At 68.9% G+C, this 16,591-nt stretch carries 16 protein-coding genes and 2 pseudogenes; 10 read left to right on the forward strand and 8 right to left on the reverse strand.

The genetic code is table 11. From position 1 onward, the window contains the following. Positions 1 to 192 (forward strand): hypothetical protein (locus ACIHFD_RS63080; RefSeq protein ID WP_397375148.1); only part of this gene is annotated, 192 nt, incomplete at its 5' end. 288 nt (positions 193 to 480) lie between these two features. Here ACIHFD_RS63080 and ACIHFD_RS63085 read toward each other — a convergent pair. Together ACIHFD_RS63085 and ACIHFD_RS63090 are read right to left on the reverse strand one after the other, a co-directional pair. Next, positions 481 to 702: a hypothetical protein gene (locus tag ACIHFD_RS63085; protein ID WP_397375149.1), complete on the reverse strand. Its 222-nt coding sequence runs from the start codon at positions 700 to 702 to the stop codon at positions 481 to 483. Between the two features lie 129 nt (positions 703 to 831). Further along, the gene (locus ACIHFD_RS63090) at positions 832 to 1,803 is read right to left on the reverse strand and encodes a zinc-binding dehydrogenase (protein ID WP_397375150.1); all 972 of its coding nucleotides are present in this window, start codon (positions 1,801 to 1,803) and stop codon (positions 832 to 834) included. Between the two features lie 546 nt (positions 1,804 to 2,349). Here ACIHFD_RS63090 and ACIHFD_RS63095 point away from each other — a divergent pair. The 3 genes and pseudogenes from ACIHFD_RS63095 to ACIHFD_RS63105 all read left to right on the forward strand — a co-directional run bounded on the left by ACIHFD_RS63095 (position 2,350) and on the right by ACIHFD_RS63105 (position 4,870). Next, a complete protein-coding gene (locus ACIHFD_RS63095; RefSeq protein WP_397375151.1) occupies positions 2,350 to 2,475 on the forward strand; it encodes a hypothetical protein in 126 nt (41 codons plus the stop codon). Between the two features lie 55 nt (positions 2,476 to 2,530). Further along, positions 2,531 to 3,046, forward strand: a complete 516-nt coding sequence (locus ACIHFD_RS63100; protein WP_397375152.1) for a hypothetical protein — start codon at positions 2,531 to 2,533, stop codon at positions 3,044 to 3,046. Between the two features lie 632 nt (positions 3,047 to 3,678). After that, positions 3,679 to 4,870: pseudogene (locus tag ACIHFD_RS63105) on the forward strand (IS701 family transposase). Between the two features lie 316 nt (positions 4,871 to 5,186). On the opposite strand, the gene ACIHFD_RS63110 reads toward ACIHFD_RS63105, so the two are convergent. Beyond that, positions 5,187 to 6,836 (reverse strand): hypothetical protein, encoded by a 1,650-nt coding sequence (locus ACIHFD_RS63110; protein WP_397375153.1) that lies wholly within the window; start codon positions 6,834 to 6,836, stop codon positions 5,187 to 5,189. Positions 6,837 to 7,313: 477 nt separating this feature from the next. Between ACIHFD_RS63110 and ACIHFD_RS63115 the strand changes: the two genes are divergently transcribed. Further along, on the forward strand, positions 7,314 to 7,727 hold the full coding sequence (locus tag ACIHFD_RS63115) for a DUF4132 domain-containing protein (RefSeq protein WP_397375154.1): 414 nt from the start codon (positions 7,314 to 7,316) through the stop codon (positions 7,725 to 7,727). A 16-nt stretch (positions 7,728 to 7,743) separates the two neighbouring features. On the opposite strand, the gene ACIHFD_RS63120 is transcribed toward ACIHFD_RS63115, so the two are convergent. Next, positions 7,744 to 8,700 carry a GNAT family N-acetyltransferase gene (locus ACIHFD_RS63120; RefSeq protein WP_397375155.1) on the reverse strand — a complete coding sequence of 319 codons (957 nt, stop codon included), beginning with the start codon at positions 8,698 to 8,700 and terminating at the stop codon, positions 7,744 to 7,746. A 191-nt stretch (positions 8,701 to 8,891) separates the two neighbouring features. Next, positions 8,892 to 9,488 carry a TetR/AcrR family transcriptional regulator gene (locus ACIHFD_RS63125; RefSeq protein WP_397375156.1) on the reverse strand — a complete coding sequence of 199 codons (597 nt, stop codon included), beginning with the start codon at positions 9,486 to 9,488 and terminating at the stop codon, positions 8,892 to 8,894. An 86-nt stretch (positions 9,489 to 9,574) separates the two neighbouring features. On the opposite strand from ACIHFD_RS63125, the gene ACIHFD_RS63130 reads away from it, so the two are divergent. The 5 genes and pseudogenes from ACIHFD_RS63130 (at position 9,575) to ACIHFD_RS63150 (ending at position 13,643) form a co-directional block, all read left to right on the forward strand. Next, complete coding sequence (locus ACIHFD_RS63130) at positions 9,575 to 10,276, forward strand: SDR family oxidoreductase (protein WP_397375157.1); 702 nt, start codon at positions 9,575 to 9,577, stop codon at positions 10,274 to 10,276. Between the two features lie 240 nt (positions 10,277 to 10,516). Continuing rightward, positions 10,517 to 11,461, forward strand: coding sequence for an alpha/beta fold hydrolase (locus tag ACIHFD_RS63135; protein ID WP_397375158.1), 945 nt, complete (start codon positions 10,517 to 10,519; stop codon positions 11,459 to 11,461). A gap of 112 nt (positions 11,462 to 11,573) precedes the next feature. Further along, complete coding sequence (locus tag ACIHFD_RS63140; RefSeq protein WP_397375159.1) at positions 11,574 to 12,068, forward strand: transposase family protein; 495 nt, start codon at positions 11,574 to 11,576, stop codon at positions 12,066 to 12,068. Positions 12,069 to 12,122: 54 nt separating this feature from the next. Then, positions 12,123 to 12,317, forward strand: a pseudogene (locus ACIHFD_RS63145) (site-specific integrase); the annotation flags it as partial. 174 nt (positions 12,318 to 12,491) lie between these two features. Then, positions 12,492 to 13,643 (forward strand): glycosyltransferase, encoded by a 1,152-nt coding sequence (locus tag ACIHFD_RS63150; RefSeq protein WP_397375160.1) that lies wholly within the window; start codon positions 12,492 to 12,494, stop codon positions 13,641 to 13,643. A 267-nt stretch (positions 13,644 to 13,910) separates the two neighbouring features. On the opposite strand, the gene ACIHFD_RS63155 is transcribed toward ACIHFD_RS63150, so the two are convergent. From ACIHFD_RS63155 to ACIHFD_RS63165, 3 genes are all read right to left on the reverse strand, one after another. Then, a complete protein-coding gene (locus ACIHFD_RS63155) occupies positions 13,911 to 15,284 on the reverse strand; it encodes an MFS transporter (RefSeq protein ID WP_397375161.1) in 1,374 nt (457 codons plus the stop codon). 236 nt (positions 15,285 to 15,520) lie between these two features. Further along, positions 15,521 to 15,937 (reverse strand): RidA family protein, encoded by a 417-nt coding sequence (locus ACIHFD_RS63160; protein ID WP_397375162.1) that lies wholly within the window; start codon positions 15,935 to 15,937, stop codon positions 15,521 to 15,523. A gap of 22 nt (positions 15,938 to 15,959) precedes the next feature. Then, positions 15,960 to 16,556 (reverse strand): TIGR03086 family metal-binding protein, encoded by a 597-nt coding sequence (locus tag ACIHFD_RS63165; protein WP_397375163.1) that lies wholly within the window; start codon positions 16,554 to 16,556, stop codon positions 15,960 to 15,962. Positions 16,557 to 16,591: the final 35 nt, after the last annotated feature.

Consider the following 16,591-nt stretch of genomic DNA (forward strand, 5'->3'; position numbering starts at 1 on the left):
CGCTTCTACCGGTCGAAGCTGTACCGGCTCCTGACACGCATCAACGCCTATCTGATGCGCTGGGTCCGCTCGAAGTACAAACGGCTGCGGGCAAGAAAGAAGGCCCACCAGGCGTGGCTGAGGGTCACCAAGCAGTACCCGAGGCTGTACGCGCACTGGCGCTGGATCGTCACCATGCCCGCTGTCTGGTGACCAGGGTGACAAGAGCCGTATAAATCGAGAGGTTTACGTACGGATCTGTGGGAGCCGGGAGGTGAGATTCCTCCCGGCTACCCGACCGCATGAAGCCGGTTTGGTGGCGGCGGTTGACCCTAGGCGGCCCCCGCTGCTTCCCCATGCGCAGGAGGCAGACTCGGTGTAGCTGCTGTGGCGTGCCGTTGAGGCAGATTGCCAAACGCGATCAGCAGGTAGCCTGCGGCCACCCAGGTGAGTAGCACGACGAGAGGACGTGTCAGGCCGACGCCGTGGAAGTAGAGAAGGCTACGGTCCGGTGGCGATGAACGCGTTCGGCGGGAGGATCGTCCCGATAACCCCCATCCAGTGGGGCAGAAACCAGCCCGGTGTGCTCGCGCCGCTCGTGGCGTTGCCCAAGGTCATGGTGGTCAGTGCGACAACGCCGATTCTGGGCATGCCCAGAATGCGCACCATTCCCAGCCCGGCGGCGATGATGGCGGTGAGATAGAGCGCCGCCAGTGCGGTCATCTGCCAGAGGTTTCCTGATAGCACCGCCGCGGCGATGCCCACCGCGCAGGAGCGCTATAGAGGTTGATGGACCGGCTCAGTGAGCAGGTCGAAGACCTGGTTCTCACCGCTACCACACAGGCATGGATGTCATGTCAGAAGCAAGGTCTTGCCGGTGAAGCGGCGTGCTTCGATGTCGGCATGTGCGGTGGCGGCCGCTGCCAGCGGATAGCTCTGACCGATGACCGGAGTCAGCCGCCCTGCGGCGGCTTCACCCAGCACGTGCGTCACCCGCCGGTGGTTGTCCGGCCAAAACTCCGGCAATTGCGACATGTCCACCACCGTGAGCCGCCGCCGGTCCGCGTCACTGATCACGGTCTGCGCGCCGCTGGTCATGCCGTACCCCGAGAACCGGCCCCCGTCCGCGAGCAGGGACACTGCTGTCGCGCCGGTTTGGCCGCCGATTCCGTCGAACACCACATCCACTCCGTGCCAGCCGGTGAGCGTGCGCACCTGGTCGGGCCAGGTCGGCATGGAGTAGTCGACCGCCTCGGCGCCCAGCTCCACCGCGACGGAGCGCTTCTTCGCTCCATGGACGGCGGCGATGACCGTCGCCCCTGCCGCGAGAGCAAGCTGCACGAGGAGATTGCCGAGACCCCCTACCCCCGGCGCTACCAGGACCCGCTCTCCCGTCCGCACCGGGGTCTTTTCCAGCAAGGCCATAGCGGTGCTGCCATCGTCCATGACGGCCATGGCGCTGCGCAGGTCGAGACCCACTGGCACCGGGAAGGCGGTCTCGAGCGCGGCGACCACCGTTTCGGCGTAGCCTCCGCCGTACCCGTCGCTCGCCGCTCGGGCGACCAGCCTGGCACCCAGCCAACTGCCGTCCACCCCAGCCCCGACCGCGGCGACCGTACCCGCAACCGCACCGCCAGGAACATATGGCGGGTCCACCGCGAACACCTCGGGACCGTTGCCGGCGCGAATCAGGGTGTCCATCCAGGTCACACCCACGACAGCAACATCGATACCGAGTTGTCCTGCTCCCGGCGAGGGTGTGGGCAGGTCTACCAGTTCCAGAACATGAGGGGCGCCGAATCGGGTTGCCGTGATCGCTCGCATGGGTTCAAGCATCCAACCTCAACTCGACTTGAGGTCAAGCACACAAGGGGATCGACGACCTGGCGATCTGGCCTGGCTTCTTCACCAGCTGGTCGGGGGCATCCTGAATCAGCACCCTCATCCATATGTGAGCGACGCCCTGCCCCGGCTTATGACGCGGTTGGCCATGCTGGAGGGCGTGGCCCGTCGAGCAGGATCAAAGGGCGGCTTTCGTCGTATCCTTCCGGCCCCACGGCCTCTTGGGCCGGCGGCACTCTCAGGCGGCTCGCGGAGCCACCGCTGGCTTTCGGGTCCATGCCTGCGGCCTTGTCCTGGTCAGCCGCCTGGTCATGAGCGTGATCGAGGCAACGGCCAGGTGTGCTTCGCTGTGCGAGGGCTTGCGTTCGAAGTCGATCACATAGCGTCGGGCATTCATCAGCCAGGACAGAGACCTTTCGACGATCCACCGACGCGCAAGCACTTTGAATCCCGTCCGACCAGGCCGCTTGGTTACGATCTTCAAGGTGAGGCGTAGGAAACGGCGTTGCGGTCAAAAGGAGCGAGCGGGTGGCCCTGCGACTCATCCTCGGACTCGAACCCGGCAAACCGTGGGGCATCGCGGCCGGCCTCGCCTTCCTCGGCGGCCTGGTCTGGCTCGCCCGGCACATCCTCGTACAGCGCGGCAAAGAGTAGGTAGGCGCCCGCAGGTCGACTAGGGAACCGCCATACACGCTTCTACGCTCCGCTCGTGGCGGACATCAGCTACCTCGAGGGCTGGGGCATGTGGCTGGACGGCAGGTCCACGCTAGGTAACGACTTGTTCGGCGTACCCATGGTCTGGTGGGGCCGCGGAGGGAAGATCGCGACCTTCGCCGGCGGCTTGACCGTCGTGCTCGACCTGATTGGGGCGGAACGTCTACGAGCAGCGGGCCAAGCGATGCGTCTCCGTAGGCAAAGAGTGCGGCGCAGGTCCTTGTTCGGATCCGAGGACCTGTTCAACGCGATTCGCGGGCTGATAATGCTCGGCGCGTTCGTCGCCTTGCTGTTCGGTCACAGGATCAAGGGTTCCTGGGCCCACGCCATCAGCTTTCTCGGCGCCGCTGTAGTCTGCGTTGTTGTCTATCCGCTGGTCTTCATGGCCGTGCAGGCTGGCATGGCCGCGATCGCGGCCACCCTTGACAGGCCTATGCCAGCTCACTGGATCAGGGTGGCGGCTGTTGCGACAGTCGTCCTGGGCTTCCACTTCGACCTGCTCGCCTCATAGCCCGGTTCAAATACGCGTTCGAGCGCTGGGTAAGCTCGCCGCATGTCCAACCCGCCACCCGTCCACCTCCCCGGGCCGCTGGTGCGACACGGGCTCGCTCCTTGCCTGGCGAATCACCGACGGCAAGCGCGAGTACTACGTCGGGAACCCCGCACCGAGTGGCTACCCGCCAGTGGCGTCGAGCAGATCGAGGGGCCAGGACTACACCCAGGTGCCACGCGAGCAGTAGCTGCGGGAGGTGGCCATGCCACGCTTCCGCCCATCCGGCCAACCCGCCAAGAGCCGCCGACAGACCAGTCGGCTCTGCACCGACAAATGGGGCGAAGGTTGCCCCGCACACGGCGGTAAAGAATGCCGTTGCACCCCGCCTGGCGTCACAGCGGGAACTGTGAGCGCGAATGCGGCTCAACCCGATGAGCTACACGGTCGACGGCGGCGCAGGAGCCGACTGCGTGGATGTCGGCTGAGCTCCGTTAGGGACGATTGACACTTCGGGATCTTGAGGGGGCGGAGTCACATGGCGACGGCCACCGCGTGATCATTCGTGGTTTGTGAAGACAACAAAAGACCGTGCGGTGGCCGCGAGCCACAGCGTAGATCCTGATGGCTGGATGGTCATCTTCAACGAGATGATGACCCGGATCGCCGGCCGGTTCGGCCGCGTCGAGCCCCGCCGGGCCGCGACCGCGTACGTGCGCGGACTACTGGCGCGACCTCGACCGTAAGAACTGCTGGAACCTGGCCGAGCACGCCGGACCCGGCCAGGCCCCAGAGGCTGCAACGGTTGCTGCGCACCGCCCGGTGGGACGCCGACGCCGTGCGCGATGACGTGCTGATCGTGGATGGGACAGGGTTCGTCATAAGGCACCGGCTCGGCTGGAGTGCAGCGGCAATACAGTGGCACCGCGTGCCGAATCGAGAATTGCCAGGTCGGGGTATTCCTGGCCTACGCCACCCCGAGTGGGCGGGCGCTGCTGGACCGGCGGCTCTACCTGCCCGAGCACACCTGGCTGGCCGACCCGGACCGCTGCCGGGCGGCCGGTGTCCCGGACGAGGTCGGCTTCGCGGCCAAGCCCGCCCTGGCCACCGCCATGGTGCTGGCCGCGCTGCAGGCCGGCGTGCTTGCTCGCTGGGTGAGCGGCGATGAGGTCTACGGCCAGGACCCGCGCCTGCGCGCCGCGCTGGAGCAGCGCCGGATGGGATACGTGCTGGCGATCGCGGGCAACCGGCGCGTCGAGCTCGAGGGCGCCCAAGTGAGCGCGGCCGAGGTCGCCACTCGGGTGGCCGACCGGCGCTGGCACCACTACCGCGCCGGGCAGGGCGCCAAGGGGCCACGCTGGTACGCCTGGACCCGCATCGACGAGACCGGCGACCACAGCCAGGGGTATCGGTGGCTGCTGATCCGCCGCAACCTGACCACCGGCGAACTGGCGTTCTACCGCTGCTACGCCCCTGCCCCGCACCCGCTGATGGCCCTGGTCAAGATTCGCATGGATTCGCTGGGCTGTGGAAGAATCTTTCCAGGCAGCCAAGGGCCAGGTCGGCCTGGACCACTACCAGGTGCGGGGCCGGACAGCCTGGCACCGGCACATCACCCTGGCCCTGCTCGCCCTGGCCGTGCTGACGGTCGTCGCCACCGCCCAGCCACCCAGCACCACCGACGACCGCATCCCACTGACCCTGCCCGAGATCCGCCGGCTGCTCGCCGCTCTCGTACTAATCCGGCACCGCCCCCTCACGGACATCCTGCGCTGGTCACACTGGCGCCGACGCCACCAAGCCATCGCCCGGCACTGCCACTACCAACGCAGATCCGACCCATGATCGCGAAATGTCACTGGAGTATCAGCCGAGCGGACCGTCCCCGGGCTCGCCGGCACCGGCGGCCCTGGGGGCGAGCCCTGGTACGGCGGGGGACCTACCCGGCCCTCCGCCCAGCGCTACGAGCGTGAATCCGCGCACGGGAAGGAAGCCGATGAGCGACGACTGGCGACCGCTTCGGCGGGCCTGCTGGCGCTCCTGATCCAGGCGTACCTGGCGTACGTCCCCTGGCTCCTGGAACACGTCGGCGGGGCCTGGTGAGTTACCACCGGATCCCGGCCGAGATGCCCGGCCCGGCGGCCGGGCACCGGTCGTCGGGTCACTTGACGATGATCTGATGGGTGGCCTGGGCCGGTCCGGTCCCGCCGTCCCCCGCATAGCTCGCGAGGTAGCTGTACCTGCCGGCGTTGGCGGGCGTGTCGGTGAACGTGTACGTGCCGTCGGCGTTCACCCTCACCGGCGGGAGCTTGACGGTCTTACCGCTGGTGCCCTTGACGTACAGGGTGCGCTGCACGGTGAGCGTGGACCCCGGAGAGGGCGGCCTGTCGCCCGCCGTCAGGACGCCGCTCAGCTCCACGGCCGTGCCGGCGACGCCGGACTGTGGCCCTGTCAGGGTGAGCGTGGCTTCGCGCTTGACCGTCACGGTGACGGAGGCGCTGCTGCGGCGGTGGCCGTCGTCGCCGTCCCAGAACACCCAGTAGATCACCTCGCCGATGTACGGCGGCAGCTCGAAGACGGGCGTGTCCTGGAAGGTGAACGTGCCGTCCTGCCGCGTCGTCACGCCGGTGATCGGCAGTTTCGTCCAGCCGGGCAGGTACTGGATCACCGTGAGCGGCTTGAGCCCGAGCGCCTCGCCGTCGGCGCGGGTGAGCCGCCCCTCGACGGTGATCGGCGAGCCGGCGCACGCGTCCGCGGGGGCCGTCACCGTGAGCTTGGTGGCCGGTAGCGCGACGCCCGTCACCCGCCACAGCAGCAGCCGGTCCGTGGAGCTGCGCAGCAGTGCGAAGACGTCCGTGCCGGAGAACGCGACGCCGTCCGGGAGCAGTTCGGCGTCCGGCTGGTCGGCCGCGAACAGCTCCGCGCCCGTCGCGGCGTCGTAGAGGGTGAGGTCGGTGCTGCCCCACTGGCGTCCGGCTGCGACGTACGCGCCGTCCGAGCCGAGCGCCACGGCGGACGGGTACCCGTCCCAGCCGTCGCCGTAGGTGCCGGTCGCCGCCAGGGTCCTGGTGTCGTACCTGGTGAAGTGACCGGGGGTGTCGGCCGCGCTGAACAGGGTGCCGCCGTCGGAGCTCAGGGTGAGGTCGCGCAGGGAGTCGATGCGCCACTCCTCGCCGTCGATCGTGCCGCGCAGCGCGGGGGCGCCGTCGCCGAGGTCGTAGACCAGTATGTCGGCGTGGTGCAGGGCGGTCTGGCCGACCACGAGCGTGTCGCCGGCGGCCGCGAGCACGGGAGGCCGCAGGTGCTCGCCCCCGACCGCCACGGGCGCCGGGGCGCTCGCGCTGAGATCCAGGCCGACGACGCCGCCGGGGCCGTTGTCGCATCCGTGCCCCACCCACAACCGCTCGCCCAGCAACGCCAGAGTGGACGGGCAGGGGTGGGCCGACAGGTCGATCCGGCGGGTGACGGCGAGGCTCGCGGTGTCGATCTCGGCGACCTCGTTCGAGCCGGTGAGAGCCGCGTACAGGCGGGTGCCGTCCGCGTTCACGGCCAGCTCTTGGACGCCGGGCAGGCCGGTGACGACGCCGCTGGTGAGGTTTCCGTCAGTGTCGGCCACGATGATGCGGTCGCTGGCGGGAACGAACACCTGGCCGCCGCCGACGGCCAGGTCGGCGGTGTAGGAGTCGGTGACCCCGAGGTCGGTGGTGGTGCCGGCCGCCGAGGCGGCGGGGGCCGTGACGGTGAGCAGGCCGGTGATCAGGCCGGCGGTGCCGCAGTAAGCGGCTAATCGGCGAAGCAGGGATGGGGACACGAGAGCCTCCTGCCGGGATGTGAACATGTGTTCTAATAACGTCTCATGGGTGCTCTTACGTCAAGATCATTCGGTCGCGCGACACCAAACCGTGATCAAGCACCCTCCGGCGTTCGAGACCGGGACGATTGTCGGTGCCCGCTGACATAGTCGTCGCCATGACGATTCCCCTCACGTGGGTCCGCGTCCGCGGCCACGAGCTGGCGCTGGACGGGATGACCCTGCGCTGCCGGAAGACCGGCGGCCAACTGCTGGGGTCCGTGCCCAGGGCCGTGCGGTCCAACCGGGTCGGTGAGCAGTTCGCGGCGCTGCTTGAGCACCTGGACGGGCACGAGAAGGAGTGCCGCGCCACCCTAGAGTCATGGATGCTGAACGGGCTGCCGGGCTCCTCGCCGGGTGTGGCCCAACCCCTGATGGCGGGCCTGCCTGCGGCACCTGGTGGTCCGCGTAGAGGGGCGGGCCGAGCTGCTGGAGGAGGTGTCCGAGGACGGGCGGGTGAGCGTCAGGACGGCAGACGGCGTCCCGTACGAGTCGCCGCCCGGCGCCCTGGTGACTTCGGCGCACCCCCTCCTGCTGGACGACCAGAGGCCGTGGCGGCGGCTGCTGGCGGAATGTGACGCCGTTCAGGGCATTGAGCAGGTGAGCCGCCGGGTCCATCGCGGGCGGGAGGGCCATGACCCCGAGCCATGTGACCCCGACCCCTCAAGATCCCGAATTGTCACTGGAGTACTAAGAGACTCCTATACCGCCCGGGCTGGTGGGCTCGCTGTACCGGCTGGCCGTCGAACCCGGGGAGACGCTGCTCTGTCAGCATGGTCGTCGGAACTGATGTTCGTCCGCCATCTCGCGAAATCACTGGCTGGACGCCAACTGCCCTTTCGCATCCTGTGACGTGAGGTCGCGCAGCTCATCCAAGTACGCACGCACCTCCGGCTGGTCGGCATGCTCTTTGCCGACCGCGCACGAGCTCCCTGGACGACATGATCAGGTGCGGGACAGATCTTCGCTCGGCCTGGAGCGATCGGCGGCCATAGCCCACCGCTTGCTCGACATCGCCGCGCCGGGCAGCGATCACCCCGAGTGTCAGCCGTGCCTCCGAGATCCGCATCGGCGCGAGTTTCTCGCCGTCGGCGCTCGTGTGCGCCCGGATCACCTCGCTCGCGTACAGTTCGGCCCGATCGTTCTCGCCCAGGATGCGGTAGGCGTCCATGGAGTAGCAGTCGTACTTCAGCGGGTCGATGTTGACGTGGTTGTCCAGGTTGTCCGGCACCGGAAGGCTTTCCAGGATCTTGCGGCCCTGGTCGAGTGCGACCTCCACTTGGCGCCGATCGCCGACCCGCGCCCACGCTTTCGCCTTCTGAGCGTGCGGCCACCGTGACGGTCGACGCCGCCGACGGCCCACTGCACGCGGCTCGGATCGCCAACGAAGAGACGTCCGGGCTCGCCGCCGCCATCGCGACCGCGCTTGGAGTCGAGCCACCACTCGTACCCGCGCGGGTGGGTGTGCCGGCAGCCGCAGCAGCTTGAAGCCGTCGAGGAGCCGGGTCGAGGAGCTCCAGAAGACTCCGGAGCCGGCGTAGGCGTCGATGAACTGCGCGGCGACGGCCGGGTCCTCGCAAGACGGCCCTGGTGCTGGAACACCAGAGGCCGCCGTATCCTGCCGGCCCGCCCGCCGCTCAGGCGCGAGCACCGACCAGACTTCGATGTCGTGCCGCTTACCGGGGTAGGGACTACTTTCGCGCAGCACGCCGTCCTTCGTCGTGCCGAGCCGCCGGGCCACGGCGATGCTGGCCTCGTTCGCCGCCGAGACCAGCCACTCCCCGCGGTGGATGCCCCGCTCCTCGATGGCCCAGTCGATGATCACGCGCGGGCCTGCTCGCCAGGCCCTTGCCCGCCGCCGACGGCGCCAGGCGGCAACCTGCCTCGGCGGTGCGCGCGCGACGTCCATGGTCCGGAACAGGACTCCGCCGACCAGCTTGCCGTCCGTCCAGATAACGCAGATACGCCCGGCGTCGGCTGCGGCCTTCTCCGCGTACGCCTGGAGGTACGAGATGATCAGGAATGTATGCCTGCGCCGTCCAGCAGGGCACCGACCGTCGCGACGGCGAGGCCGTCGAGTCCCTGTGCCTGCACGACCGCTCGCGCGCCGGCCCCGTCGAACACGATGGTCAACTGCCGTGCCAGCAAGGTCGGGTCCTTGGCCCCGGCGCGCTCGGCCTCCTGTTGGAAGAACGCGGTCAGCGCGTCCTTGCTCCGGCGGGCGACCAGGCTCGCCGGGTGCTCAGGCGACTTGACCTCCACCGCCGCCGCCACATACGGGCAACCCCGGAAGTCCGGTGCCGCCGCCGCCTCCTCCAATCGCTCGAACACATGCAGGATCCGCGCGCGCGGCGGCCGGTCGTCGGCGGCGGGCGGAAGCAGGAACGCCTGATAGGCGGGCGCACTGCGTTCGAGGCTCGCCGCCATCACCTCGTCCTTGCTGGCGAACAACTGGTACATCGAGCGCTTGGACACCCCCGCCCTGCGGCACAACGCCTCGATGCCCACGCCGACCCCCTCCCGGTAGAAGAGCTCTGCCGCGGCGTCGAGCAGGCGGTCGCGAGTCGAGGCAGGAGCACCCGGTGTCGTCGACGCTGGCATCGGTTTCATCATGTGCCCAGGCTACCCCTCAACTTGCGATCTGGAAACCGATCGGTTTACGGTGGCGGAAACCGATCGGTTTACGGAGGGAATGGCTCATGACCAGCATCAAAGGCTCGGTGGCCGTCGTCACTGGCGGCAGCCGCGGCATCGGCAAGTCGATGGTCGAGGAGCTCTACACGCGCGGCGCCGCCAAGGTGTACGCGACCGCCCGCGACCCGCGGACCATCACCCACGCGGACGCGGTCCCGCTGGCCCTCGAGGTCACCGATCCCGGCTCCGTGGCGGCAGCCGCCGAGCAGGCCCGCGACGTCACCATCCTGATCAACAACGCCGGTGCCTCGGTGAGCGCTTCGTACCTCGATTCCCCGATGGACGACGTACGCCAGGATCTCGAGACCAACTTCTACGGGCCGCTGCTGGTCACACGGGCCTTTGCCCCGATCATCGAGCGTAACGGCGGGGGTCACATCCTAAACGTGCACTCCGCCCTGTCCTGGCTGGCCGACGGCACGCCCTACAGCGCCTCCAAAGCCGCCTTCTGGTCGCAGACCAACTCCCTGCGTCTGCAGTTGCAGCCGCGTGGCATCGCGGTGACCGGGCTCCACATGGCGTACGTGGACACGGACATGACCTCAGGCATCGACGCGCCCAAGGCCAATCCCCGTGACATCGCGGTGGCCGCGCTCGACGGCATCGAGGCGGGGGCACACGAGGTACTGGCCGACGACACCACACGCTGGGTCAAGTCGCACCTGTCCGCCGACCTGGAAGCCATGTACGCGCAGCTGAAGAAGTAAGTAGCACGCACTCAGGGATTCCGAGGAGGTCCTTGTGGACAGGTCACCGCAGGAGTCGCCCGCCGAGGCCAACGCCGCACTCCTCGACTTCATTACCCGCATCGACGGCTCAGCTCCCCGATGACCCTACGCAGACCCCGCCTGGCCGGTGCCGTTCGGCTGGAGCAGGGCACTGGACTCACCCCTTGGTCCGCGCTTGCGGGCCCGCAACGCCACAAAGGCGGCTTGGAGGTTGGACGCATGGCACAGGTGACACAGCGACCGTCGGGGCAGCCGTCCGGCGAGGACTCCCCGACAGGTGAGTCCTCCGCAGGGGACCGTGTCCGTCGACGGACCGTTCAGACAGGCGGGCTGGAGGTTCCGATCCTTGAGGCCGGGAGCGGGCCGCTCGTCCTCTGCCTCCATGGCTTTCCCGACCATGCCGCCAACTGGGCGGGGCTTCTCGACCGCCTCGCACAGGACGGGTATTGGGCGGTCGCTCCCGCGCAGCGCGGATACTGGCCAGGCGGCGCGGCACCCGACGGCTCCTATCGCGCGTCAGCGACCGGGCAGGACGTCCTGGACCTTATCGAAGCGCTCGGGCGCGAGCGAGCGGATCTCATCGGTCACGACCTTGGTGCTCGGGCGGCGTACGCGGCAGCCAACCTCGACGCGGCGCGCGTCCGCAAACTTGTCGGCATGGCGGTCCCCTACGGCCCTCAACTGCGAACCGCCTGGCTCGCCAACGGTGACCAGCAGCGACGCAGCTGGTACATGTTCTTCTTCCAGACAGCCCTGGCGGAGCCGGCCATCGAGCTCAACGACTTCGCCTTCATCGACCGGCTCTGGCGAGAATGGTCACCCGGCTACGAGCTGCCGGATGCGCAGCGTTCCGCGCTCAAGGAAACTCTCCGCGGTCCGGGAGTCCTGACCGAGACCCTGGGCTACTACCGCCAGTTGTTCTCGCCCCCCGCGGACGAGGCGACCCAAGCCCTGGAAGCGCGGGCAAGCGGTCCGATCACCGTCCCGTCGCTCTACCTCCACGGGGCCGACGACACCTGCATGGCCGTGGAGTTGAGCGACGGCATGGACACCCTGTTCAAGAACGGCTTCGAACGCATCGTCGTACCCCGTGCAGGCCACTTCCTCCACCTTGAGCAGCCCAAGACCGTGGCCGACCACATTCTGGGCTTCCTGAACAACTGACCAACCCCCAACAGACCAAAGGACAAGTCGATGCCAGAACGCGATCCCATTCTGATCACAGGTGCCGGAGGCGAAGTGGGCTCTGTGAGTAGAGTGATGGTCCAGATGCTGCTTGCGCAGGGCAACCGAGTGCGCGCGTTCGTGCGACGCGACGACGAACGCGCGCACGCACTCCGCCGAGCAGGGGCGCGGCGTCGGCGCTTCCAGTAAGAACTATCGGTTCTCCGCGAATGTGCAGGTCATCATCGATGCCGACACCCGGCTCGTCGTCGCGACAAGCCGACCGGTGCCGGGCAACAAGGCCGACGCTCACGCGTGGCGAGACTCCGGCCTGCCGGCCCTCTGCGAGGGTGTCACGACCCTGGCCGACGGCGCCTACCTCAACACCGGCCTCGTTGTCCCGCACCGAAGACGGGCAGGAAGAGCTCTGCTGCGGGCCCAGGAGGAAGACAACGCCGAACACCGGCGCATCCGCGCCCGTATCGAGCACACCTTCGCCCGGATGAAGAACTACAAGATCCTGCGCGACTGTCGACAGAAGGGAACTGGTCTCCACCACGCCGTCCAGGCCGTCGCACACATGCACAACCTCGCCCTCACGGCATGAGCACGATTGCCCGAAAATCGTCCTGACCTGCCTGCACATAGATTTCTGCAACACCCTTTAGCGCGGCGGCCCTATGACCTGAGACACGCGGCGGTGTCGCTGTGGCTCAACGCTGGTGTGCACGCCCCCGAGGTCGCCGAGCGGGCCGGGCACACTGTGGACGTGCTCCTGAAGATCTACGCCAAGTGCATCGACGGCGAGCGCGAGGTGGCCAACCAACGCATTGAGAAAGCGCTGGGGGAATCATGATTCCCCCAATGCCTGCTGCGGAATCAGTACGGCATGATCATGTCGCTGAACGGCCTACCTCCTACGCAGACGCAGGTCAGAGGGCTCCTGGCTCGCCGGTCACGAAGACCAATGCGTGTGGTGTTGTCGACGTGGGGATCGCGCGGGGACGTAGAACCCTTGGCAGCACTCGCGGTGAGGCTGCGGGAACTCGGCGCGGAGGCACAGGTGTGCGCGCCGCCGGACGAGGAGTTCGCGGCGCTGCTGGCGCGTGTCGGCGTGCCGCTGGTGCCGCTGGGCCCCACGGTGCGCTCGGTGGTCGCCGGCCCGAAGCCGCCTTCGGCGCAAGCCGCGTTCCGGCTCGCTCCCGAGCTGGTCGCCGCGCGGTTCGACACGCTCACAACGGCCGCCGAGGGATGTGACGCGCTGCTGGCGACCGGCCTGATGCCGGCCGGTGCACGCGACGTGGCCGAGAAACTGGGCATCCGGTACGTGTGCGCCTGCTTCCATATTCTGGGACTGCCGTCGCGGCACTTCCCTCCGGGGGCGCGGCCGGGCAAACAGTCCCCGCCGGGCGAGACCGACAACCGGGTGCTGTGGGAGCAGGACGCCCAGCGGGTGAACGCGTTGTACGGCGAGGCGCTCAACAGCCACCGGGCGGCGATCGGCCTGCCGCCGGTGGACAACGTCCGCGACTACGTCCTCACCGACCGGCCGTGGCTGGCGGCAGACGCGACCCTGTGCCCGTCGCAGGGTATGACGGACCTTGACGTCGTACAGACCGGGGCATGGATCCTGCCCGACGAACGCCTGCTCCCGGAAGAGCTGCAGGCGTTTTTGGACGCCGGCGAACCGCCGGTGTACGTGGGCTTCGGCAGCATGGCCGCGTACGCCCCGAAGGACATCGCCCGGGTGGCCATCGAGGCGATCCGCGCGCACGGCCGCCGCATCCTGCTCGCCCGCGGCTGGGCCGACCTGGCCCTGATCGACGATCGGGACGACTGCTTCGTCGTCGGCGAGGTCAACCAGCAGGCACTGTTTCCCCGGGTGGCCGCCGTCGTTCACCACGGCGGCGCGGGCACCACGACGACGGCCGCCCGGGCCGGCGCGCCCCAGGTCGTGGTTCCCCAGATCGCGGACCAGCCGTACTGGGCCGCCCGGATCGCCGAGCTGGGCATCGGCGTGGCACACGACGGCCGGACCCCGACCGTCGAGTCCCTGTCAGCCGCGCTCACCCTGGCCCTGGCGCCCGAAACCCGAGCACGAGCCAGGGCCGTGGCGGGCACGATCCACACCGACGGAGCGATGGTGGCCGCGAAACTGCTCCTCGACTCAGCCAGCCGGTAAAGGCCGCCCGTGCCCGCGTGAACGCCCGGCCTGCCGGGCGTTGTGGCGGACAACGATCGGGCCCGCCGGCTCGCCCGCCGCCCTGGCCTGGAACAGCGCGGCGATCTCCCGCTCGTCGTGCGCCGTGCGGGGCCGGTCCCCGTGTCCGGGCGCGTCGATGGCGGCGACGTGGAAACCGCCACGGGACCGGGGACGTCTTCCTGTCCCGGCCGCCACCGTGCCCGATGAGCGCCAGGGGTGCGCGATCGGAGCCGGAGGCGGGCGTGTCTAGGCGCGGCCGGTCACCTCGTCGCCGGCGGTTCGGGGGAGAAGCAGGGTGGGGATCGCCAGGAGGGCCAGGATGATCGAGAGAAGGACGAACGCCACGCGGTACGGCCCGGCCGCGCCTGCCACCCCGGGTATCGTCTCGCCCAGCCGTACGAGCAGCGCGCCGATCGCCACGCCGAGGCCCGCGCCCAGCTCCTGCAGCGTCGACAGCAGCGTGTTGGCGTGGTTCATCCGGTCCTGGCCGACGTCGGCGAAGGCCACGCTGTTGTACGCGGTGAACCCCGTCGACCGTACGATCCCGCTCACCAGCAGCAGCACGAGGATCACCGGCAGCGGTGTCGTGGGCTCGAGGAACGCCATCCCGACCAGGCACGCGGCGCCGATCACGATCGACCAGAGCAGGACGATGCGGATCCCGAGCCGGCGCATCAGCGACGTGGTGGCGGGCTTGATCCCGACGTTCCCCACGAACAGTGCGATCACCACCAGCCCAGCCTGCGCCGCCGACCAGCCGAACCCCACCTGGAACAGCAGCGGCAGCACGAACGGGATCGCGATGATCACGCCGCGGTAGACCGACCCGCTCGCCGCCGTGACCCGGTACGTCGTCACCCGCAGGATCCGCAGGTCGACGATCGGGCGCGGAGCGCGCAGCAGGTGCCGTACCGCCAGCCCCAGACCTGCGACCGCGACCACCAGCGCCACCGCCGTCGACGGCCCGAACCCCGAGCCGAGCCCCTCCAGCGCCACGATCAGCCCCGCGACGCCCACCGCCATGAGGGCGAACCCGGCGCGGTCCAGCGGGTCACGGGCGTCGGCGCGCAGGTCGGGCACGATCCGCAGCGCCACGACCAACGCCGCGAGCCCGAGCGGCACGTTGATCACGAAGATCCACCGCCAGGACGCGTAGTCGGCCAGCAACCCGCCGACGACCGGCGCCAGCACCGGCGCGAGCAGGCCCGGCCAGGTCAGGTACGCGATCGCCCGGACCAGGTCGGACTTCTCCGTCGTCCGCAGCACCACCAGCCGGCCGACCGGCACCATCAGCGCACCGCCCGCCCCCTGCACCACCCGCGCGGCGACGAGCGCGGGCAGCGTCGGGGCGAGCGCGCAGCCGAGCGAGGCCAGCACGAACAGCACGATCGCCACCACGAACACCCGGCGCGGGCCGAACCGGTCGGCCAGCCAGCCGCTGATCGGGATCAGCACCCCGATGGTGAGCACGTACGCGGTGATCGCGACGTTCACGTCGATCGGCGCGATCCCGAACTCCGCGGCGATACGCGGCGCGGCGGGCGTGATGACCGTGCCGTCGAGTATCTCCATGAAGAACGTGCCGGCGACCAGTAAGGCCAGACCTCTCTGGAATTCCACGTCGGCAAGGGTATAGACGGCGCAAAACCGGATATTCGGCACCCTCCCCACGGCTTCCCCAGGCCACAGACGAACACCGTCCTTCGCCGAGGAGGCAGGCGACTCGAGCGAAGACCATGAGGTTGAACCCGGAGGGGATCGGCCAGACCCCAGGGCTGGGAACCTGGCTCACGCGCACGCAGCCGATCCCCCTGCACGTCGTCCCCAAGGAGACGCCCGGCTCCGTGAAGGTGGGATCAGTTGCCCGCCGATGGGAGCACGGCGACGGCTTCGACCTCGACGAGCTGGTCCTTGTAGCCGAGCACGGTCACGCCGAGCAAGGTGCTGGGCACGTCGTGCTCGCCCATGTACTCCCGATACACCTCCCACACCGTGCCCAGGTCACTCTGCTGGGAGGAGGCCACATAGACCGTGGTCTTGACGACATCGGTCAGCGACGCGCCCGCCCCTTCCAGCGCGGTCACGAGGTTGCGCATCACCTGGTGCGCCTGGCCGGCGTAGTCGCCGACCGCGACGGTCGCGCCGTCGAGATCGAGGGGACACGCGCCGGCCACCCAGACAGAACGCACCGGCGCGTCGGCGACCGCGGCATAGGCGTACTCCACCTGCTGCGTGAGCTGGTGGTTGCGGATCAATCTGACGCTGCTGCTCATGTCATGCTCCATTCCGAAGATTTCACGCGGGCCAGCTCGGCGAGCGGCCCAGGATTGCCACGATCTCATCCAGCCGCGACCCGCCCGACCACGGGAGCGCCGGTGCGAAGGCCGCCCCGGGCGCGAGGCGCGCCTGGCCAACGGGTACGGCTTGCGCCACGGCAAGGGCGGCGTCCAGCAGGTCCGGCGGGAAGTCGACCGCGACGCCCAGCGCCTTGGCGAGATCCCAGGAATGCACCACGTAGTCGATGAAGTGGAAGCTGATCGCCTGCGCCCCGGGGAAGGCGCTCCCGCTGGCGAACTCGGGCAGCGGGAACATGCGCTCCAGCACGCCGTCGGCGGCGAAGGCCGCCAGGACGTGTTCGGCGGAGGTCCGGTAGCTCGCCACGGGGTCGTCGCCGAGGGAACGCAGCTTCCACCGGGCGAGATCGCCGTCACCCCTGGACGCCGCGGCGAAGCCGTAGTGCTGGGTGGCCATGTGGGCGAGCAGGCCGTACACGGTCCATCCGAGGCAGGGCGTCGGACGGGACAGATCCTCGGGCCGCACTCGATCCGCCAGTTCGACGCTGGCGCGAACGGCCTGCGCGTCGAGTGCGACCATGAGGTCATTCATATGCATTCGCATATGATCTGAGGATGCATATGATCTGTCAA

Source organism: Nonomuraea sp. NPDC051941, from assembly GCF_044593615.1.